The organism is Anoxybacteroides rupiense (genome assembly GCF_014196195.1).
GTDB lineage: Bacteria > Bacillota > Bacilli > Bacillales > Anoxybacillaceae > Anoxybacteroides > Anoxybacteroides rupiense.
The window spans coordinates 565564-585234 of record NZ_JACIDF010000001.1 but is presented as its reverse complement, the minus strand read 5'-3'; the positions used below and the strand labels follow the sequence as shown (position 1 = coordinate 585234).

21 protein-coding genes are annotated in these 19671 nt (G+C 41.6%); 18 read left to right on the top strand and 3 right to left on the bottom strand.

Translation table 11 applies throughout. The annotated features are described in order from the left end of the window. Positions 1–19: 19 nt before the first annotated feature. A complete protein-coding gene (gene pyc / locus GGQ95_RS02735; RefSeq protein ID WP_183186297.1) occupies positions 20–3463 on the top strand; it encodes a pyruvate carboxylase in 3444 nt (1147 codons plus the stop codon). 11 nt (positions 3464–3474) lie between these two features. Here pyc and GGQ95_RS02730 read toward each other — a convergent pair whose 3' ends face one another. Then, a complete protein-coding gene (locus tag GGQ95_RS02730) occupies positions 3475–4440 on the bottom strand; it encodes a COX15/CtaA family protein (RefSeq protein ID WP_156450496.1) in 966 nt (321 codons plus the stop codon). Positions 4441–4876: 436 nt separating this feature from the next. Here GGQ95_RS02730 and cyoE point away from each other — a divergent pair, with 436 nt between their 5' ends. From cyoE to GGQ95_RS02690, 8 genes are all read left to right on the top strand, one after another. Continuing rightward, positions 4877–5794 (top strand): heme o synthase, encoded by a 918-nt coding sequence (cyoE, locus tag GGQ95_RS02725; RefSeq protein WP_159719569.1) that lies wholly within the window; start codon positions 4877–4879, stop codon positions 5792–5794. Between the two features lie 85 nt (positions 5795–5879). After that, positions 5880–6947: a cytochrome c oxidase subunit II gene (gene coxB, locus GGQ95_RS02720; protein ID WP_066147082.1), complete on the top strand. Its 1068-nt coding sequence runs from the start codon at positions 5880–5882 to the stop codon at positions 6945–6947. A gap of 37 nt (positions 6948–6984) precedes the next feature. Next, on the top strand, positions 6985–8841 hold the full coding sequence (gene ctaD / locus GGQ95_RS02715) for a cytochrome c oxidase subunit I (protein WP_066147085.1): 1857 nt from the start codon (positions 6985–6987) through the stop codon (positions 8839–8841). Then, complete coding sequence (ctaE, locus tag GGQ95_RS02710) at positions 8841–9461, top strand: cytochrome c oxidase subunit III (RefSeq protein WP_066147087.1); 621 nt, start codon at positions 8841–8843, stop codon at positions 9459–9461. The genes ctaD and ctaE overlap by 1 nt, the downstream gene beginning before the upstream one ends. A 4-nt stretch (positions 9462–9465) precedes the next feature. Further along, positions 9466–9798: a cytochrome c oxidase subunit IVB gene (gene ctaF / locus GGQ95_RS02705; protein ID WP_066147089.1), complete on the top strand. Its 333-nt coding sequence runs from the start codon at positions 9466–9468 to the stop codon at positions 9796–9798. Between the two features lie 104 nt (positions 9799–9902). Further along, complete coding sequence (gene ctaG, locus GGQ95_RS02700) at positions 9903–10808, top strand: cytochrome c oxidase assembly factor CtaG (protein WP_080860938.1); 906 nt, start codon at positions 9903–9905, stop codon at positions 10806–10808. A gap of 24 nt (positions 10809–10832) precedes the next feature. Beyond that, complete coding sequence (locus GGQ95_RS02695) at positions 10833–11300, top strand: DUF420 domain-containing protein (protein WP_066147093.1); 468 nt, start codon at positions 10833–10835, stop codon at positions 11298–11300. A gap of 694 nt (positions 11301–11994) precedes the next feature. Then, complete coding sequence (locus GGQ95_RS02690; protein WP_066147095.1) at positions 11995–12306, top strand: Asp23/Gls24 family envelope stress response protein; 312 nt, start codon at positions 11995–11997, stop codon at positions 12304–12306. Between the two features lie 10 nt (positions 12307–12316). On the opposite strand, the gene GGQ95_RS02685 is transcribed toward GGQ95_RS02690, so the two are convergent. Then, positions 12317–12676 (bottom strand): YugN family protein, encoded by a 360-nt coding sequence (locus GGQ95_RS02685; RefSeq protein WP_044746619.1) that lies wholly within the window; start codon positions 12674–12676, stop codon positions 12317–12319. A 210-nt stretch (positions 12677–12886) separates the two neighbouring features. Between GGQ95_RS02685 and GGQ95_RS02680 the strand changes: the two genes are divergently transcribed. From GGQ95_RS02680 to GGQ95_RS02645, 8 genes are all read left to right on the top strand, one after another. After that, positions 12887–13351, top strand: coding sequence for a LysM peptidoglycan-binding domain-containing protein (locus GGQ95_RS02680; RefSeq protein ID WP_183186296.1), 465 nt, complete (start codon positions 12887–12889; stop codon positions 13349–13351). A 128-nt stretch (positions 13352–13479) separates the two neighbouring features. Then, the gene (locus GGQ95_RS02675) at positions 13480–13905 is read left to right on the top strand and encodes a CBS domain-containing protein (RefSeq protein WP_080860935.1); all 426 of its coding nucleotides are present in this window, start codon (positions 13480–13482) and stop codon (positions 13903–13905) included. A gap of 94 nt (positions 13906–13999) precedes the next feature. Continuing rightward, entirely contained in the window at positions 14000–15028 is a 1029-nt protein-coding gene (locus GGQ95_RS02670; protein WP_066147101.1) for a CAP domain-containing protein, read from the top strand. A 582-nt stretch (positions 15029–15610) separates the two neighbouring features. Next, the gene (locus tag GGQ95_RS02665; RefSeq protein ID WP_066147103.1) at positions 15611–16000 is read left to right on the top strand and encodes a YlbD family protein; all 390 of its coding nucleotides are present in this window, start codon (positions 15611–15613) and stop codon (positions 15998–16000) included. 12 nt (positions 16001–16012) lie between these two features. Further along, positions 16013–16246: a YlbE-like family protein gene (locus tag GGQ95_RS02660; RefSeq protein ID WP_044746615.1), complete on the top strand. Its 234-nt coding sequence runs from the start codon at positions 16013–16015 to the stop codon at positions 16244–16246. 37 nt (positions 16247–16283) lie between these two features. Continuing rightward, entirely contained in the window at positions 16284–16685 is a 402-nt protein-coding gene (locus GGQ95_RS02655) for a hypothetical protein (protein ID WP_066147105.1), read from the top strand. Between the two features lie 104 nt (positions 16686–16789). Continuing rightward, entirely contained in the window at positions 16790–17239 is a 450-nt protein-coding gene (locus tag GGQ95_RS02650) for a YlbF/YmcA family competence regulator (protein WP_066147107.1), read from the top strand. Between the two features lie 23 nt (positions 17240–17262). After that, on the top strand, positions 17263–17550 hold the full coding sequence (locus GGQ95_RS02645; RefSeq protein WP_044746613.1) for a YlbG family protein: 288 nt from the start codon (positions 17263–17265) through the stop codon (positions 17548–17550). Positions 17551–17601: 51 nt separating this feature from the next. On the opposite strand, the gene GGQ95_RS02640 is transcribed toward GGQ95_RS02645, so the two are convergent. After that, positions 17602–17991, bottom strand: a complete 390-nt coding sequence (locus GGQ95_RS02640) for a DUF7147 family protein (protein ID WP_044746612.1) — start codon at positions 17989–17991, stop codon at positions 17602–17604. Between the two features lie 163 nt (positions 17992–18154). Between GGQ95_RS02640 and GGQ95_RS02635 the strand changes: the two genes are divergently transcribed. Further along, the gene (locus tag GGQ95_RS02635) at positions 18155–19552 is read left to right on the top strand and encodes a stalk domain-containing protein (protein WP_183186295.1); all 1398 of its coding nucleotides are present in this window, start codon (positions 18155–18157) and stop codon (positions 19550–19552) included. The last annotated feature ends 119 nt before the right edge of the window (positions 19553–19671 follow it).

The window sequence follows — 19671 nt, the reverse complement described above, 5'->3', positions numbered from 1 at the left end:
GGAGGAGAGGAACAAAAAAATGAGTACACGTCGAATTCAGAAAGTATTAGTAGCAAACCGCGGCGAAATCGCGATTCGTGTTTTTCGCGCCTGCAATGAGCTAGGCATTCGAACCGTTGCGATTTACTCAAAAGAGGATGCCGGCTCTTATCACCGCTATAAAGCAGATGAGGCCTATTTAGTTGGAGAAGGCAAAAAGCCGATCGAAGCCTATTTGGATATCGAAGGAATTATTGAAATTGCGAAGGCACATAATGTCGATGCGATTCATCCGGGATACGGATTCCTTTCGGAAAACATTCAGTTTGCCAAACGATGCAAAGAGGAAGGAATCGTTTTTATTGGACCGAATGAAGAACATTTAGATATGTTCGGTGATAAAGTAAAAGCCCGCCGTCAAGCAGAATTAGCCGGTATTCCGGTCATTCCTGGAAGCGATGGTCCCGTACATAGCTTGGAAGAAGTGGTTCGCTTTGGCGAGCAGCATGGCTACCCAATCATTATTAAAGCTGCTTTGGGCGGAGGCGGCCGCGGCATGCGGATTGTGCGTTCAAAAGCAGAGGTGAAAGAAGCTTATGAACGTGCAAAATCAGAAGCAAAAGCAGCATTTGGTAGCGATGAGGTATATGTTGAGAAGCTAATTGAAAATCCGAAGCATATCGAAGTCCAAATTTTAGGGGACTACGATGGAAATATTGTGCATCTGTATGACAGGGATTGTTCGGTACAGCGCCGTCATCAAAAGGTTGTTGAAATCGCTCCGAGCGTCTCGTTATCGGCCGAGCTTCGCCAACGTATTTGTGAAGCGGCGGTCAAACTAATGAAAAATGTTGCGTATGTCAATGCGGGAACAGTCGAATTTCTTGTTGCAGGAGACCAATTTTATTTTATCGAAGTAAATCCGCGTGTTCAGGTAGAGCACACGATTACGGAGATGATTACGGGAGTCGATATTGTCCAGTCGCAAATTTTAATTGCGGAAGGCCATTCATTGCACAGTGAACAAATCGGTATCCCTCAGCAAGAGGATATTCAAATTAACGGCTATGCGATTCAATCACGGGTGACGACGGAGGATCCACTAAACAACTTCATGCCTGATACGGGAAAAATTATGGCCTACCGTTCAGGCGGTGGCTTTGGCGTGCGGTTGGATGCCGGAAACGGGTTCCAAGGCGCAGTCATTACGCCGTATTATGACTCTTTGCTTGTGAAATTATCAACATGGGCGCTGACTTTCGAGCAAGCAGCCAGAAAGATGTTGCGCAACTTGCGCGAATTCCGCATTCGCGGAATAAAAACCAATATCCCTTTCTTGGAAAACGTTGTACAACATCCAAAGTTTTTATCTGGAGAGTACGATACATCGTTTATTGATACGACGCCAGAGCTTTTTGTCTTCCCAAAAAGAAAAGACAGGGGAACCAAAATGCTCACCTATATCGGAAATGTAACGGTGAATGGTTTTCCTGGAATTGGAAAGAAAAAGAAACCGGTTTTTGAAAAGCCACGAATTCCAAAAATTGATCCGTTACAGCCGCTTGCTCATGGCACAAAGCAAATTTTAGATGAGAGAGGCGCAGAGGGACTTGTCAGTTGGATTAAAGAGCAAAATCAAGTGCTGCTCACAGATACGACATTCCGTGACGCTCATCAATCGTTGCTTGCTACGCGCGTGCGGACTACGGATTTACTCCATATTGCTGAACCGACTGCGCATCTATTGCCTAATTTATTTTCGCTTGAAATGTGGGGAGGAGCAACGTTTGATGTTGCCTACCGCTTCTTAAAAGAGGATCCTTGGGATCGCCTATTAAAGCTGCGCGAGCGAATTCCGAACATATTGTTTCAAATGCTGTTGCGCTCAGCGAATGCAGTTGGCTATAAAAACTATCCGGATAATGTCATTCGCGAGTTTGTTGAAAAATCAGCACAAGCAGGAATTGATGTTTTTCGCATTTTCGACAGCTTAAACTGGGTCAAAGGAATGACTGTGGCGATTGATGCCGTTAGACAAACAGGGAAAATCGCTGAGGCTGCCATTTGTTATACCGGAGATATTTTTGATCCGAATCGACCAAAATATAGTCTTGGGTATTATAAAGAGCTAGCAAAAGAACTTGAACAGGCAGGAGCTCATATTTTGGCGATTAAAGATATGGCGGGGCTTTTAAAACCGCAAGCTGCTTATGCCCTCATTTCCGCTTTAAAAGAAACGGTTCATATTCCGATCCATCTTCATACACATGATACGAGCGGCAATGGCATTTATATGTATGCGAGAGCCATCGAGGCAGGAGTTGATATCGTCGATGTAGCCGTTAGCTCAATGGCAGGATTAACATCGCAGCCGAGCGCGAATACGCTATATTATGCGCTAGAAGGAACAGAGCGCGCTCCAGAGGTTAACATTGAAGGCTTGGAGCACTTATCCCGCTACTGGGAGGATGTGCGCAGCTTTTATCAAGAGTTTGAAAGCGGCATGAACGCTCCACATACAGAAGTATACAGACATGAAATGCCTGGCGGTCAATATAGCAATCTGCAGCAGCAAGCGAAAGCGGTGGGACTTGGTGATCGTTGGGATGAAGTAAAAGAGATGTACCGTCGTGTAAACGATCTGTTTGGCGATATCGTGAAAGTGACCCCTTCTTCTAAAGTGGTAGGAGATATGGCGCTTTATATGGTGCAAAACCATTTGACGGAAAAAGATATTTACGAGCGCGGAGAAGTGCTCGATTTTCCTGATTCTGTCGTTGAACTATTTGAAGGATATTTGGGACAAATGCCAGGCGGCTTTCCAAAGGAGCTACAACGCATTATTTTAAAAGGGCGCGAACCGATTACTGTCAGACCGGGCGAATTGCTTGAACCAGTGGATTTTGAAAAAATGAAGCAAGAGCTATTCCATATGTTGGGAAGACAAGTGACTGATTTTGATGCGATTGCTTATGCACTTTATCCAAAAGTGTTCGTAGAGTATACACAGACGGTTGATAAATTTGGCGATATTTCCGTTCTTGATACGCCAACCTTCCTTTACGGGATGAGACTTGGCGAAGAAATTGAAGTAGAAATTGAGAAAGGGAAAACGCTCATTGTGAAGCTTGTATCGATCGGACAGCCGCAGGCGGATGGAACACGCATCGTTTATTTCGAATTAAACGGTCAGCCGCGCGAGGTTGTCATACGCGATGAGAGTATTAAAGCTGCCGTTGCGGAACGGATTAAAGCAGATAAAAGCAATCCAAACCATATTGCAGCGACAATGCCTGGTACGGTTGTAAAAGTGCTTGTGGAGCAAGGAGAAAAGGTGAATAAAGGCGATCATTTAATGATAACAGAGGCAATGAAAATGGAAACAACTGTACAAGCACCATTCTCAGGAACAGTGAAAGATATTTATGTAAAAAATGGAGATGCGATTCAGGCAGGAGATTTATTAATTGAATTAACTAAATAAAAAAACAGGCGCTAGGAGGTTCTAGCGCCTGTTTTTTTTATGCCAATGACAGATTGCTTATGCAAGGATAGCTGTTGTTCGTTTCGTTTGCTTCTTGTTGCCAGAAGCAATAAATAGCTAAGGACACCGAATAAGCAGGAAATGAAAAATCCGTGAGCGAGCGCAATGTATAAATTTAATTGTGTAAAAATAATCAGTGCACCGGTGATCATTTGCAACAGGACAAGAACGAGAGATGCGATCCATCCCCAGTAAATCACACGTTGATGTTTGTGGTATCTAATCGCACGAATCGTAGCGAACAAAATCCAAATAATAATCAAGCCAGCGGCAAGACGGTGTCCCATTTGAATCCATTCGTGAAGCTGGACAGGAAACGGACGCGTTTTGGCGCAAAGCGGCCAGCTGGGACAAGCTAAACTTGCTTGTTTATGACGTACAAGCGCTCCTGTATAAACCACAATATAGCAGTAAGCGATAATGCCATAAATATGAACCTTCATTTTGCGATCAATGATCAAGGAATCGGCGTCAAACTTCTTATCGACCTCAAAAATAAGCAGCGTAAGTAGAAAAACAGAGGCGAACGAAATAAGCGAGATACCGAAATGAAGGGCAAGGACAGCAGCGGATTGTCCCCATACGACCGCCGCTGCGCCGATGAGTCCTTGAAGAACAAGAAAGATAAAAGAAACGCTCGCCAAAAATTTTGTTTCACGAATGTGGCCGATTGTTCGCCAAGTCCAAACCGAGAGAACGAGCACCATCACCCCGGCAAGGCCAGATACTAGTCGGTGACTGAGCTCAATTACCAGTTCTGGGGTAATCGTCGATGGAATGAGTTGGCCGTTGCAAAGGGGCCAGGAACGCCCGCAGCCCATTCCGGATTCTGTTTTTGTAACTAATGCCCCCCCGATTAATACAAATAGCATGGCAATCGTTGTTGTTGTAGCAAACCATTTTAAAGTGCGTTGCAAAATTCTTCACCCACTTGTATTAGAAAATATTGATTTTGTCAATAATCTAGTAAAGCATATGCTTATCTACACAAAGCAGATAAGTAAGAGCAATCTCGACAGGCAACACTATTGTACACCATAGCCGCATCGAAACACAAATGAATGCTTATTGAACAGCGAATGCAAAAAATATTGAATGTTTATCGTGAGTCTGTTAGAAATAATAATGGATGGATGTAAAAAGTGACATGACATTCAAAAATTTGACACAAATTATTCAAAAAAAATTCACAATTCGCTAAAAAAATGTGATTTAATATATAAAGAAATGATTAACAGTGAAAAATGTGTTAAAATACGTTAAGATATTTAAGATATTGCATAATGCTTGAAAACGTATTCATGTTGCCTGCGCTTCTAAAGTTGGAACGGGGAACGTAAGGAGGAATTAATAATGGCAAATGAAGCGGCCACTCAAGTTCGTGAAGAGGTAGAGGAGATAAAGGTCACTACTGTTTGGAAGGATTTCCTTTCGGTTATCAAAATTGGCATCGTGAATTCCAATTTAATTACAGCATTTACTGGACTGTGGTTAGCGTTTTATTTTACAGGAGAAGGTTTTTTAGAAAATCTTCAAACGGTCTTTTTTACTTTATTTGGTTCAGCTCTTGTCATTGCAGGAGCTTGCAGTTTAAATAACTTTATTGATCGCGATATCGATCATTTGATGGAGCGGACAAAGACAAGACCGACTGTCAAAGGCACAATGGAGCCCAAACGGGTTTTATGGCTAGGCGTTTTGTTGACATCTGTGGGAACGCTTAGTTTGCTAATGACGACATTGGCAGCGGCCGTAATTGGTTTAATTGGTGTAGCTACTTATGTATTTCTATATACAATGTGGTCAAAAAGGAACAACACCTTAAATACAGTGATTGGAAGCTTTTCTGGCGCTGTGCCGCCTTTAATTGGCTGGACAGCTGTCGATCCACACTTTCATGTTGTTCCATTTGTGCTGTTCTTATTGATGTTTTTATGGCAACCGCCACATTTTTTAGCTTTAGCGATGAAGCGCTGCGAGGAATATCGCGCAGCAGGCATTCCCATGCTACCTGTTGTTCATGGCTTTGCGATGACCAAGCGCCAAATTGTGATTTGGGTTGCTTGCTTGCTGCCGCTTCCATTTTATTTGTTTTCATTAGGAATTCCATTTCTTATCATTGCTACATTGCTAAATGTAGGATGGCTAGCGTTAGGACTTTATGGATTTAAAATGAAAGATGATTTGAAATGGGCAAAATGGATGTTTGTTTATTCTTTGAACTATTTAACTATCTTATTTGTAGCGATGGTTATTTGCGCAATCGACTAACACAAGTTTATAATTCTTTCTACTTTTATTTAGAGAAAGAATTCATATACTTTATCTAATATTGAAAGAGGGGTTTGATTAGGCTATGAAGAAATGGCTACTCAATTGGCGCTTATTTTCTCTTTTTAGTGTAATGGCGCTTCTGTTAGCCGGCTGCGGCAAGCCGTTTTTATCAGCGCTTCAGCCAGCCGGCGAAGTAGCAGACATGCAGTATTCGCTCATGCTGCTTAGCACAGCCATTATGGTGCTTGTTATTGTTGTTGTAACGATTATCTTCATCTACGTTGTGATTCGCTTCAGACGACGTAAAGGTGAAGAGAATAAGATTCCTAAGCAAGTAGAAGGAAGTCATAAGCTTGAAATTATTTGGACTGTTATTCCGATTCTCTTGTTAATTATTTTGGCGGTACCGACAGTTTCGGCGACATTTAAGCTTTCTGATGTAAAGCCGATGAACAAAGAAAAACGCGATAAGAATACTGTCGTCGTCAATGTGCGCGCCAATCTTTATTGGTGGGAATTCGAATATCCTGATTATGGGATTATCACAAGCCAAGATTTAGTCGTTCCGACTGATGAACGTGTATACTTTAATCTCAAGTCTTCTGATGTGAAGCACTCGTTCTGGATTCCTGCCGTGGGCGGAAAATTGGATACAAACGTGGAGAACAACAACCAATTTTGGTTGGAGTTTGATCAGAAAGCTGCAGACAAGGCTAAAGGGGTTTTCTATGGAAAGTGTGCCGAGCTTTGCGGTCCATCACATGCTTTAATGGATTTTAAGGTGAAACCACTTCCTCGAAAAGAGTTTGACCAATGGGTAGAAAAAATGAAAAATGCCAAACCAGCTGCAACAGACGCAGTCGCAAAAGAAGGCGAAGAAATCTTTAATAAGAGCTGTATTGGCTGTCATGCTGTTACTCCTGCTGACAAGCGTCCAGAACAGGCACGTACAGCGCCAAACTTGGCCAATTTCGGCGATCGCGAACGCATTGCTGGTATCTTAAAGCATGATGAAGAGAACTTAAAGAAATGGTTAAAAGACCCGGACAGTGTGAAGCCTGGCAACAAAATGACGGGTACATATGGAAAATTAACAGACGCACAGATTGATGCTCTAACCAAATATTTAATGAGCTTAAAAGTGGAGTAACATAAAGGGGATCTATATCGATAAGGGAGGTTAAATCGTGAGTACAGTAGCTCGCAAAAAGAGCCTAATATGGGACTACCTTACAACGGTCGACCATAAGAAAATCGCCATCCTTTATTTAATTGCCGGTGGTCTTTTCTTTCTTGTAGGTGGTCTTGAAGCATTATTTATTCGGATTCAGCTTGCTAAGCCGAACAATGATTTTTTAGTTGGCGGTTTGTATAACGAAGTGTTAACGATGCATGGTACAACGATGATTTTCTTGGCAGCCATGCCGCTTGTGTTCGCTATGATGAATGCGGTTGTGCCGATTCAAATTGGCGCTCGTGACGTGGCATTCCCATTTTTAAATGCATTAGGCTTTTGGTTGTTCTTTTTTGGAGGCGTGTTCCTCAACTGTTCGTGGTTTTTAGGCGGAGCGCCTGATGCTGGATGGACTTCATATGCATCCTTATCACTTGAATCACCAGGGCACGGTATTGATTTTTATGTGCTTGGATTACAGATTTCCGGTATTGGAACTTTGATAGGCGGTATTAACTTCCTTGTTACCATTATCAATATGAGAGCGCCTGGAATGACATATATGCGTATGCCGATGTTTACGTGGGCGACATTTGTAACATCTGCACTCATCTTATTTGCGTTTCCTCCACTAACAGTTGGTCTTGTTTTAATGATGATGGATCGCTTGTTTGGGGGTAATTTCTTCAATGCGGCGGCTGGAGGAAATACGATTATTTGGGAGCATTTATTCTGGATTTTCGGTCACCCAGAAGTATATATTCTCGTGCTTCCAGCATTCGGTATTTTCTCGGAAATTTTTGCGACATTTTCACGCAAACGCTTATTCGGATATTCTTCAATGGTATTTGCAACGGTGCTCATCGGGTTTTTAGGCTTCATGGTATGGGCACACCATATGTTTACAACCGGTTTAGGACCAATTGCTAATGCTATTTTTGCTGTGGCAACGATGGCCATTGCCGTTCCAACAGGTATTAAAATTTTCAACTGGCTATTTACAATGTGGGGCGGAAGCATCAAGTTTACGACACCGATGATGTACGCTGTAGCCTTCATCCCGTCTTTCGTCATGGGAGGAGTAACAGGGGTTATGAACGCGGCAGCTGCGGCAGACTATCAATACCATGATAGCTATTTCGTTGTTGCCCACTTCCATTATGTCATTGTCGGCGGGGTTGTCTTTGCCTTGTTGGCTGGTGCTCATTATTGGTGGCCAAAAATGTTTGGAAAAATGTTAAATGAAACGCTTGGAAAAATTACATTCTGGTTATTCTTTATCGGTTTCCATTTAACATTCTTTATCCAGCACTTCTTAGGACTGATGGGGATGCCTCGACGTATCTTTACATATTTACCGGGGCAGGGCTTAGAAACAGGGAACTTTATTAGTACTGTTGGAGCCTTTTTCATGGCCGCAGCAACGATCATTCTTTTGATCAATGTGGTCATTACATCTGTGAAAGGTGAAAAAGTGTCTGCAGATCCATGGGGAGATGGACGTACCCTTGAATGGGCTGTTGCTTCTCCGCCTCCAGAGTATAACTTTGCTCAAACGCCACTTGTGCGTGGTTTAGATGCGTTATGGATTGAAAAAATGGAAGGCAAAAAAGGCTTAACGCCAGCAGAACCTTTAGGCGATATTCATATGCCGAATTCTTCAATTTTGCCATTTGTGATCTCGCTTGGCTTATTTATTGCGGCATTTGGTTTTATGTACCATGCAAAATATTCATGGAGCCTATTTGTTGGAATAGGCGGCTTGTTAATTACCTTTATTTGTATGTTCTTACGTTCAGTTGTCGATGATCATGGCTTCCATATTCATAAGGAAGAAGTCCTTGAAACGGAAAAGGGGGTTAAGGCATAATGCATGTTGAAGAAAAATTGACTGCAGAAACGTTTCCTGCATCGCCTGAAAAAGCCACCCTTGAAGGGAAAAATAAATTTTTAGGTTTTTGGCTATTCTTAGGGGGGGAGACTGTTCTCTTCGCCTCCCTCTTTGCCACTTATTTGGCGCTAAGAGATAAAACAGCTGGCGGTCCATCTGCTGATGAATTGTTTAAAATGCCGCTTGTATTCGTTGCTACCATGCTTTTATTAACAAGCAGCTTAACGAGCGTGTACGCGATCTACCATATGAAAAATTTCGATTTTAAAAAAATGCAGCTTTGGTTTGGAATTACATTGCTCTTAGGTGCCGGCTTCCTAGGGCTTGAAATTTACGAATTTAATGAATATGTTCATGAAGGACATGTGTTTACGAAAAGCGCTTTTGCTTCTGCATTCTACACGCTAGTCGGTACACACGGTGGCCACGTTGCATTCGGATTATTGTGGATTTCAACATTGATGATCCGTAATGCGAAAAGAGGCTTAAACTTGTACAATGCGCCAAAATTTTATGTAGCAAGTTTATATTGGCACTTCATTGACGTTGTCTGGGTGTTTATTTTTACCGTTGTATACTTAATGGGAATGGTGGGGTGATTTTATGGCAAATCCTACAAATGCAGGCAACCCAAAGGTAGACTTAGCGTATCGTCGCAAAAAAAATGCTGCTGAAATGAAGCATCAGGTCATTTCGTTTGCTTTAATGATTGCTTTGACACTTGTGGCGTTTTTTGCAGTTGGTTATGATGAATTTTCACACTGGTTTTCCGTTCCGTTTATTTTGCTCCTTGCCGCTGTGCAAGTAGCGTTCCAATTGTATTACTTTATGCATATGAGTCATAAAGGCCATGAAATTCCAGCTTTGTTTCTTTATGGTGGTGTATTGGTAGCTTTTGTTACGATCTGGGCTTTTATGACAATTGTTTGGTGGTAATAGAAAAAGGAAATCAGCTTGGGCTGATTTCCTTTTTCGTGTCATAGGTGAAAGTTCGTGGACAAACGACAGTCGTGTAGTATAATAGTGAAGGAGGGGGAAGTATGCTATCATCATTGCAAATGTTTGGGTTTATGGCTTTGTGGAGCCCGTTTTTTCTCATCGCGCTATTATTGATCAGTTTATTTTATATATTGGCAGTTGGGCCGTGGCAAAAAAAATGGACGACAGAGGGCCCCACATCGGCAAAGCAAAAAACGTATTTTTTAATCGGAATGGCTCTGCTTTATATAATAAAAGGATCGCCAATTGATTTACTTGGTCATTTAATGTTTAGTGCCCATATGACGCAAATGGCAGTTTTATATTTAATTATTCCACCATGCTTTATTTTAGGTATTCCTAATTGGATGTATGAAAAATTGTTCAGTATGGCCATCATCAAAAAGCTGTTTTCCTTTTTTACAAAACCGCTTATTTCTTTGTTATTGTTTAATGGCTTATTTTCTTTTTATCATGTGCCATTGATTTTTGATGCTATTAAAACGAATGTGCTGTATCATGCAGCTGTGACTACCCTCATTTTTATAGCAGCGTTTTTTATGTGGTGGCCGATGCTGAACAAGCTGACCGAATGGCAAACTCTTTCAGGAATTAAAAAGGTTGGGTATATTTTCGCTAATGGTGTGCTGCTGACGCCTGCATGTGCTCTAATTATTTTTGCGGATGAACCGCTTTATCGAACATTTTCCGATCCGCAGGCATGGCTCAACGCTTTGCAGCTGTGTGTGCCTAAAGCAACGTTGGCATCTTTGCATTTAACGGGACCAGAAATGTTTCTATCGATGTCTCTTCTTCATGACCAACAGCTAGGCGGTGTTTTAATGAAAATTATTCAAGAAATTGTGTATGGAGCTATGCTGTTTTTTGTGTTTATTGAATGGTATCAAAAAGAACGCGAGAAGGAATCGATAGAAACAGTTGTACCACCACACCCTTCCGAATCATAATTCAAGACGAAGCGAGGAGAGGATATGACACATTCATTGCCAATTTTGCCCACTATCAGTACAAGCTGCATTGTTATTAGTGCTGCGCTGGTAGCGTATGGCTGGTATCTCATTCGAAAAAAAAGGATCGAAGCGCATAAGAAAACCATGCTTTGGGCAGCGATTTTTGCACTTGCCTTTTTTCTGATTTATTTGTCAAGAACTGTATTTATCGGGAACACAAGCTTTGGTGGCCCTGCTTCAGTAAAAGTTTATTATACTATTTTTCTCTTCTTCCATATCGTACTAGCGACTGTCGGCGCTGTTTTTGGCGTTGTTACACTTTTAACGGGATGGAAAAACAATTTGATTAAACATAAAAAATTAGGACCGATTACAAGTGTTATTTGGTTTTTTACGGCAGTGACAGGAGTTGTCGTTTACTGCCTTCTCTATGTCGTCTATCATGGTGGGGAAACTACCTCCATGATTAAAGCGATTTTAGGGTATTAGCGCTCCCCGCGGCAAATGCCGGGGGTTTTCTTTTATGAAGAAACAAGAGAGGGCAGGCAGCATATAAATATCATATAGCACTAGTGTTGAAGATCCGTTATTTTACTTAAGCATGAAGCCGATTTGCTCGCCAACTTCGGGGATTGGCTAATTAACACTCCTGATCATTATAGAAGCATGGCGTCAGGTAGAATCGATTCACTTTAGTGTTCTCATGCTGTATAAAGACAACGGAAAAGATGAAACGAACGGTATCTGCAAAATTTACGGTCGGAATGGAAGGATAATTGTGTAGCAAAGGATGAAACGACAACGTGTTCAGGCTCATGGCTGGTTTTGTGAATCAGCGCGGTTCGCTCACCTGACTATTGAGCCCCGTCTCCATGCAAATGGAGGCATGTCAAGTTATGTCTATATCGTTGCGCGTAACATTCCTCTAGCATCATGGTTATAATATATAAATAAAACTTGAGAGGGCATGAATCAGATCCGGAAAGTGAGAAGGTGGCAGCTGTTTTTGGCGCTCGAAGACAAGTTGTGCGACGCGAAGGAATTGATCAAAGTCTAATCAGTTGAAAGACATGCGGGGCTTTTATTCATACAAATGTTGAGGTGTTCAGCGATGGTATATCGGTCGCATGTTTGGATGTTAGAAAAGGTATGAATTTCTTCATATAGGTTCGGGTGATGAAAAATGAAAGGGGCCATTCGCTTGCGTCGACCGAATGCAGCTTATTCGACATTGATGACCGTTGCGATGATGTGTTTGCACGAACGGCAAGAAATCGTCATAGATGAAACAACGGTTGATATTTTGCTAAATGAAGGTTTTGCCTGTACGATTATAATCACTGCTGTGATGCGGACCAGTTCGTCCATTATTTCTGTGTGTGAGGAAATGCAGGAGCGAATTGCTCGTGAAATCGAAACAATGACTCCGTTCAAGGTCAAGCATGTCCATATTTTTGTAAAACGTCTAATAGATCATCAAGAAAAAAATGCATGAGATCGTGATCTCATGCATTGATTTTTGTTAATTCACTTTTAAGTTTTTCTAAAAGGGTTTGACATTGATTAATCAACGAAGTTGGAAAATTTTCTCCTTCCCCATACTCAACGCCGTGCGGATAATAGTGCTTGCCAAGAATCGGAGTGATTAATTTGATGAGCGCATAACGCGAATCAACTTCTCCTTCAACTGCATAGCCTTGTACTCGAAGATAGTATACATCGTTTTTAATTTCGAATTTGCGATCGTATGTAACACGTTCATAATCCCATTGTCCTGCACGTACAAATCCTAGATTTTCCATCAATTCGTCTAAATCAGATAATTCAGCTGTTTGGTTTTCAATTCCTGTATTTTCAAATTTCATTCTATATTCCCTCCTATGCACCAATTCCCGGTAAAGGAAAAATCCTTCTCCATTTATAATAGTATGAAAGCGTTCAACTTTCAATCAATAGTTTATTTTTGACGAAACAGTGTGAAAAATTTTATGATATTCGTCGTTTTTTATTTTTTTTGGTGAAACTAAAAAGCAAAGGAGGGAGATAAACACGGAAAAATCGGGATATCTTTACTGATGAGTATGTCGATTTTTACTATCAGTATACCACTTAGCGTTCATGAGCAAGGAACGACGACCTATGTGGTCCAACCGGAGGATAGTTTGTGGAAAATAGCCGTTCGTTACAAAGTTGGATTGTCAGAGAAGATGGCTGTCAATCCGCCATTTTTTCACCCGACGCTTATGGATCCCAGAGATATTTGCGTTTTAGATTGTGCCAAACAAACGGAAAGTGAAGTGATCCGTTTAACAAACGAGCAGAGGGCAAAATGCTGTTTGCGTCCACTGCAGACTGATTGGGAATTGGCTGGTGTCGCACGATATAAATCGGTGGACATGAGAGATAAAAATTATTTTTCATATGTGTGTAAATCATCATTTACGATGATCCATCATTTTGGAATTAGCGATCGATCAGCAGGAGAAAATGCTGCAGTGGTGATACTCGACTCGGTAAGAGGTCAGCGCTTAGATAGATAGTCTTAGGACTAATCTTTCCAACAAGGAGTATACACCGATTGGAGTGGGGGATGCAAAGGGCGGCCCGTATGGCTATTATTGGATGCAAATGTTGATTGGAAAATAGAAAATAGGAGGAGACGAAAACCATGAAAACGGTACGTGAAGTGATGACAACACAGGTGGATTATTGCACGCCTCTTGATAACGTGTTTGAAGCAGCGGTAAAAATGCGGGATCTGAATGTTGGAGCGATACCGATAGTAGAAAACGGTGAGATTGTTGGAATGGTGACCGACCGTGACCTTGTTGTTCGCGGGATCGCAGAAAAACGACCAGGATCTAGCCAAGTAACCGAAGTGATGACGCGAAATGTCATGGCAATATCGCCGGACCTATCTGTTCAAGAGGCAGCACAGCAAATGGCTAAGCAGCAAATTCGTCGCTTGCCGGTTGTTGAACATAATAAGCTGATCGGCATTATCTCTCTTGGAGACTTGGCGACAAACGAAGCTTCGGATGAAAGTGCTGGTCAGGCATTGACCTCTATTTCAGAGCAACATATTGTCGATTAAAAACGAAATCCCTTTTTCATAAGGGGTTTCGTTTTTTTTGCAGACAAAACAGGATATAATGTCAATAAGAGATTGTATGAAGGTGGGCTGCCTAGTGAAATGGTTTTTTCTGTTTTTTATCTTATTAATTAGCTTTTTGTATTTTTTCCCTACCCATATCCCTCCGTTAAATTCTTCATCATCACAAAAAGAAAGTCAGCAGCAGCTTGAAAAGCAACCGGTCATCATGACAGGAGCATTGTCTTTGATTGGCAAGACAGAAGAGCAAATAAAAAAGCAGTTTGGACAACCAACGCGAGTGGACGCCTCAGCTTATGACTACAAATGGTGGATTTACAACCAGCAAGCGAGTACGTATTTACAAATTGGCGTGCTGAATGGCCGCGTTGTCACTGTCTTTATATGCGGTGATCAGGTAGATGTCTCTCCTTTTCGAATTGGTCAGCCTGTGCAGCAGTTATTTAAGCGGATTCCCGTATCTTCAACGCTGGAAGTATCCCTCCGTACGGGAACATACCGTTTTGAACTATCGGAACAAGATATGACGATCCAGCCCATCGTTCGTTTAAATGATGTCTATGTGCAATTTTATCTTGATCATTTTAATGAAACGATTTCAGGCATTCGAATTATGGATGGGGAAACACTGGTAAAACTGCGACCGTATGAACTAGTGTACCGAGGAGAGCTGCCGACAGCACGCCCTTTATCTTTAGTGGAGCAAAAGCAAGTAGAGACGGCGAATGCAAGGCAAATTTTTGAGATTACCAATGTAATTAGGAGCCGCTATAAGGTTGCACCATTGCGTTGGCACGATAAAGCAGCGGAGGCTGCTTATGCGCATAGCCAGGATATGAACGAAAACCATTATTTTTCTCATCAGTCTCCGATTTATGGTGATCTAAAAAAACGCTTGTTAGCGGCTCATATCCCGTTTCAAATCGCTGGTGAGAATATTGCGGCCCAATATATAGATGGAATTGCGGCTGTTAAAGGATGGCTCAACAGCAAAAGCCATCGAGACACGCTGCTTAGCCCGCAATTTACTCATCTTGGTGTTGGAGTGTCAGGACAATATTATACCCAAGATTTTCTGAAACCATGGGAAGTCTCGACGAATTAGGCAATGACTTTATAATGCAAGTGATGGCTGTTCACTTTTTTTCTTTTTCACCCTAATTTTTATAAGGGAAGCGACGGTCGGAGTCCAGTCATCGACTTGTCCCGGATGATTGATGAGCGAACAACTAGCCGCTTCCTGACCAATTTATTGGTCAGGAAGCGGCGTTATTCGGTTGCCCGATCGGCAAAATCAAATCACGGCTCGCTCATTTGGGGACAAATGTTGGCGAATTAAAGTTGTATTTTAATAAAGGCCAGTTTCTTTTTCAACCTTCGAAAACCATTTTCAGTGGTTCTTTTCCGTTCATTAGAAACGTTTTTCATTCTGTCGATTTTTCAATCTAAATTTATAGAAAGCTCCAATAGGAAAAGGCTAAGTACCTTTCCGCTTGAACCAAAACAATTCAAAAAAGAAAAAGCATGGCGTAACCCGCATGTTGAACATACTCCACCGAGAAGCTCTCCTTTTAACGGGGGATAGGTGTGAGAGATCCATCTGTTCCATTAGATAAAAATGGGCGCACGCCGTATTCGCTTAGTCGAATAGTATATGTTAGGTAAGTAAAGGGGAGGTAGAAGGGATATGGAAAAGAATCTACATCCTTCTGTGGAACAGTTTAAACAGTTTGTAAAAAAGCATCCTAAAATCATTCAAGAAGTAAGAAACGGAAAAAAAACGTGGAAGCAGTTTTATGAAGATTGGTATTTGTTTGGCGAAGAAGATGAGATCTGGAATGAATACAAAGCGGAGCAAGTAAAGCAAGCAGAGGAAGACGGGGAGCATCATCCATTTATCAATAAACTTTTAGCTACGTTAAAAAATATGGATCCGAATGAGGTGCAGAAGCATATTTCAAGTGCTCAACAAGCCATTTCTGCTATTCAAAGTATGATCGGACAGTTACAAGGAATGAGACAGCCGTCGTCAACGGTTTCGCGCGAGCATCATCCGTTTTCATTCCGCAAAGATTAGAGGTTGCGATTGATGAGAAAAGAACTTGTTCAATACATTCATTCTAAAAAAATGCTTCAGGCATTTATTCGCGAGCAACCGCGATGGTACCGAACATTATCGCGTGATCCAAACCAAGTGGCAGCATTCGAAGCAGCAGCGAAAGAATATTATGAACAAACATTGCCGCAAAAAGTGGAGAAAATAGCTAATTCTCTGGAAATGGCGGCACTTATGTTCAATATGTTCCAAGGGATGCAAGAGTAATTTAAAAAAAAATGCAAAGACTACTCCTAAAGGAGTGATGTCTTTGCAACTAAAACAACTAGCGATGGTGTTGGCGATAGCGGCTTTGACCGCATGCGTTAATCATAAGCCGCAGCCTGAAACGATGCAGCAGGTCTCGGCTGCTGTTTCCATGCAAGCCCCAGCAGCTCAGACGATGCATGTTAAGCATGAAATGCGAGGAAAAGATGTATTGGTTGAATGCGTTGTCGATCATTTTTCCTTTACTAAAGGTGACAAAGCTCATGGCAATGGACACATTAATGTATATTTAAATGGACAGAAAATAAATGAAGTATTTACAGCTGCTTTTGTTTTAAGAGGGCTGCCATCAGGAAAGCATCAGATCCGTCTTGAGCTTGTTCGTGATGATGAAAGTAAATATGGTGTATCAAGCGAATTTGAAGTGAATATTCCATAATGGAAGGTCTGGCGGGTAAGTCAGACTATTTTTTTGTTCTGCGCTTTGCTTTTCTTCTAGACTGTTCTCATGATATGATGATAACATGGAGGTGCTTATACAAAGTGATGATTGCAACGCTCGAACGGCTCGAGATTTTAAATAAAGCCGAATCGTTAGGAAAAATGATTGTTCAGTCGGCGGCGGCGGAATATTACCGCAGCTGTTGGCAGCGTTTAAAAAATGACCGTGTGGCACAGCAGCTGATTAAGCAGTTTATAGCCATAAAAGAGCGTTATGAAGAAGTACAGCGTTTTGGAAAGTACCATCCAGATTACCAAACAGTGATGAAGGAAATACGCGAAATTAAGCGAAAATTAGACTTTCATGATAGCATTGCCGCATTTAAAAAAGCGGAAAATGAGCTGCAAGAATTGTTAGATGAAGTGAGTGTGCTTATTGGAAGAGCTGTATCGGAACAAGTGAAAGTACCGACAGGGAATCCGTATTTTACTGCTTTATCCGGCTGTTCAGGCGGATGTGGCACAGGAGGAAGCTGCGGCTGCCGATCGTAATCTGTCAAAGGGGAATTAAGAGTATGTTTCGGAAACGTCAAGGAATCATTGTTTGGCTATACTCATTGAAGCATAGTAAGCATTTACGCAAATTTGGCAACATTCATTATGTATCGAAGCGCTTGAAATATGCAGTGCTGTACTGCAATATGGAAGAGGCGGATGTTCTTATGAAGAAGATCGCTTCTTTGCCATTTGTAAAAAAAGTGGAACCTTCCTATCGTCCGTTTTTGAAGATGGAGTTTGAGTCAAAAGGAGACGGTGAGAAGGAAAAAGAACAAAGCTACAAGCTGGGCTATACGGTCGAATAACGGCTGACTTTGTACTTGAAGTCAGCCGCTTTTTATTGATTGACGTTGTAATTACTGCAGAGGCGGAATGAAACGATTCATTCGCATAATGCCAATCAAATGCTGATAATAGAGCTCTACCTCCGCGAAAAAAGTGGATGGTTTTACTTCAAGATGGATAATCTCAAGGTTGAGCTCTTTTGCTAACTCGGCAAACAGATCGTATCGCTTATTTGGTTTGACTGACGGATTTGGAATGCCTTCGCGGCAAATGTACAAAGGCTGAAAATCGCCTGGATCTGTTGGATGAAGCACAACGACTAAGGATGTAACCGGCTGTCCATGCTTAACGGTGTGAAAGGCAAAAAGTCCCGATAGGCGGTGCTGGTTGACTTTGGCTAATTCAATGAGCTCATAAATATCTGAATACCCTTCTCCAAGTTCAATAAATCGCTGAATCATGTAGGATTCCCCCCTTCCCTGTTTTTCTCCAATTTATTACTTTACCATTGTTTCCAAAAAAGATAAACAAATTTCGACATTTTTATACAAATTCTAGCGTTTTTTTGATATCTTTAATGTGTAGTAAATATTGTAAGAAACTAACCGAATGAGGGATCGCAGCATGGTACGAACGGCCATTTTAATGATGATGATCTTTTTAGGGATAAGCGGTGGCACTGCTTATATGCAATGGCGAGATTATGAAAAAAGTAATCAGGTCAACGATCACGCACCGCTGGTTCATTCCATTGATATTCGACATGAAGAGGGGAGTCTAGAAATTACGCAAACGGTTGATGGGCTAAAGAATCAATCGTATGAAATTGTTGTACCAAAGGAAGCGCAGCAATTTCGATATCGATTCGGAGATAAAGAAAACATGCAGAACGGCTTGAATGCTGGAGCGTCGTCTATTGAAGGAAAAGAACATGAACGGCTGATTATGCAATACATGATTCCGCTGCCGATATCGAAAACGATTTGGCTTGAACATTGGTCTGTTATGTTTGTGACAAAGCAAACACAGAAATTTCATGTGCAGTTTGTCGATTATGCGACGAAAGATGGAATGTGGATAGCCGGGGCTCCGCTCGAAGCGAAGATCAAGAAGCAAGCGTTCACCCTTTACTCTTGGTCGCAAGCGAATTTGCTATCATTTCCGCTTTATTTTTATCCTTCTGAGCTGCCAAGGCAAGTAGATGGTGACATTGAAGTATATGGAAAGCGTCCAATGGGGAATGGAAAGCTGCAAAAATGGGCAGACGTCCCATCCTTGACGATTGTACAATCGCCACAGAACGATCAGCACATATCCCCCGTGTTAGTTGTCATACCGGAATCGGGATCACTTTCTGCTGTTCGTGAACAATATATGTGGGCCTATTATGCTTCTTATTTTGCACCAAATGCTTTGATGAACGAGTGGCTCGCAGATTTATTGACAGCCCTCACCTTTCAGAAGCCAGCGACCACCTCTCGGGCAAAAGCGGTGCTGCAGCAGTTTCAGCAAAATCTAACGGAAGAAGAGAGACAAGAGTTTCTTTCCACTATTTTGCAGCATAAAGGAGAAAAACTGACTCCGGCTTTGCTGGATAAGGCGTTAACAAAAGCTCATTTAGGGAAGACGACTTATTTTGCTGATTTATTAACAGCCAAAAAAAATCTTGATCTCGTGTTTACTAATGAAGGAAATCTATATGTAAATGACAAGGTTTTGAAAGAAGGAAAAGCCGTTTTGCGAGGCGGTGAGTTGCTATTGCCGTTTAAAGAAGTGATGGAGAAACTTGGCTATCACGTTACTCAGTCCGGCGATGCTGTATTTATTGAAAAGGGCAGCAACCGTTGGCGTTTTTTTGTCAATTCACCTGTTTACATGAAAGAAAACGATCAATTTGGGATGCCCTCCATCATCATCCATGATTTAAATGGTACTTTATACATGAGTGCAGATATGATTCAGCACTGGTTTTCCATCGAGGTTTGGACAAGCTCTCAAAATATTTATGTGCATGGCTCATAAGAAAAGCGCTCACCGATGGCGCTTGGTTTCTTTAAAAAAGAGTCATATATCAATTCTCATATCATAAAAAAATCCCTGCAGTTTTCCTGCAGGGCCTTTTATGCTTATTTGTTCCTGCG

Bases quoted from the DNA above. Each gene is read 5' to 3' on its own strand.
- GGQ95_RS02640 (WP_044746612.1), bottom strand. From the start codon at position 17,991: ATGATTCAGCGATTTATTGAACTTGGAGAAGGGTATTCAGATATTTAT.
- GGQ95_RS02635 (WP_183186295.1), top strand. From the start codon at position 18,155: ATGGTACGAACGGCCATTTTAATGATGATGATCTTTTTAGGGATAAGC.
- GGQ95_RS02690 (WP_066147095.1), top strand. From the start codon at position 11,995: ATGAAAGGGGCCATTCGCTTGCGTCGACCGAATGCAGCTTATTCGACA.
- coxB (WP_066147082.1), top strand. From the start codon at position 5,880: ATGAAGAAATGGCTACTCAATTGGCGCTTATTTTCTCTTTTTAGTGTA.
- cyoE (WP_159719569.1), top strand. From the start codon at position 4,877: ATGGCAAATGAAGCGGCCACTCAAGTTCGTGAAGAGGTAGAGGAGATA.
- GGQ95_RS02655 (WP_066147105.1), top strand. From the start codon at position 16,284: ATGTCTTTGCAACTAAAACAACTAGCGATGGTGTTGGCGATAGCGGCT.
- GGQ95_RS02645 (WP_044746613.1), top strand. From the start codon at position 17,263: ATGTTTCGGAAACGTCAAGGAATCATTGTTTGGCTATACTCATTGAAG.
- ctaE (WP_066147087.1), top strand. From the start codon at position 8,841: ATGCATGTTGAAGAAAAATTGACTGCAGAAACGTTTCCTGCATCGCCT.
- GGQ95_RS02685 (WP_044746619.1), bottom strand. From the start codon at position 12,676: ATGAAATTTGAAAATACAGGAATTGAAAACCAAACAGCTGAATTATCT.
- GGQ95_RS02680 (WP_183186296.1), top strand. From the start codon at position 12,887: ATGAGTATGTCGATTTTTACTATCAGTATACCACTTAGCGTTCATGAG.
- GGQ95_RS02695 (WP_066147093.1), top strand. From the start codon at position 10,833: ATGACACATTCATTGCCAATTTTGCCCACTATCAGTACAAGCTGCATT.
- GGQ95_RS02675 (WP_080860935.1), top strand. From the start codon at position 13,480: ATGAAAACGGTACGTGAAGTGATGACAACACAGGTGGATTATTGCACG.
- pyc (WP_183186297.1), top strand. From the start codon at position 20: ATGAGTACACGTCGAATTCAGAAAGTATTAGTAGCAAACCGCGGCGAA.
- ctaF (WP_066147089.1), top strand. From the start codon at position 9,466: ATGGCAAATCCTACAAATGCAGGCAACCCAAAGGTAGACTTAGCGTAT.
- GGQ95_RS02660 (WP_044746615.1), top strand. From the start codon at position 16,013: ATGAGAAAAGAACTTGTTCAATACATTCATTCTAAAAAAATGCTTCAG.
- GGQ95_RS02665 (WP_066147103.1), top strand. From the start codon at position 15,611: ATGGAAAAGAATCTACATCCTTCTGTGGAACAGTTTAAACAGTTTGTA.
- ctaG (WP_080860938.1), top strand. From the start codon at position 9,903: ATGCTATCATCATTGCAAATGTTTGGGTTTATGGCTTTGTGGAGCCCG.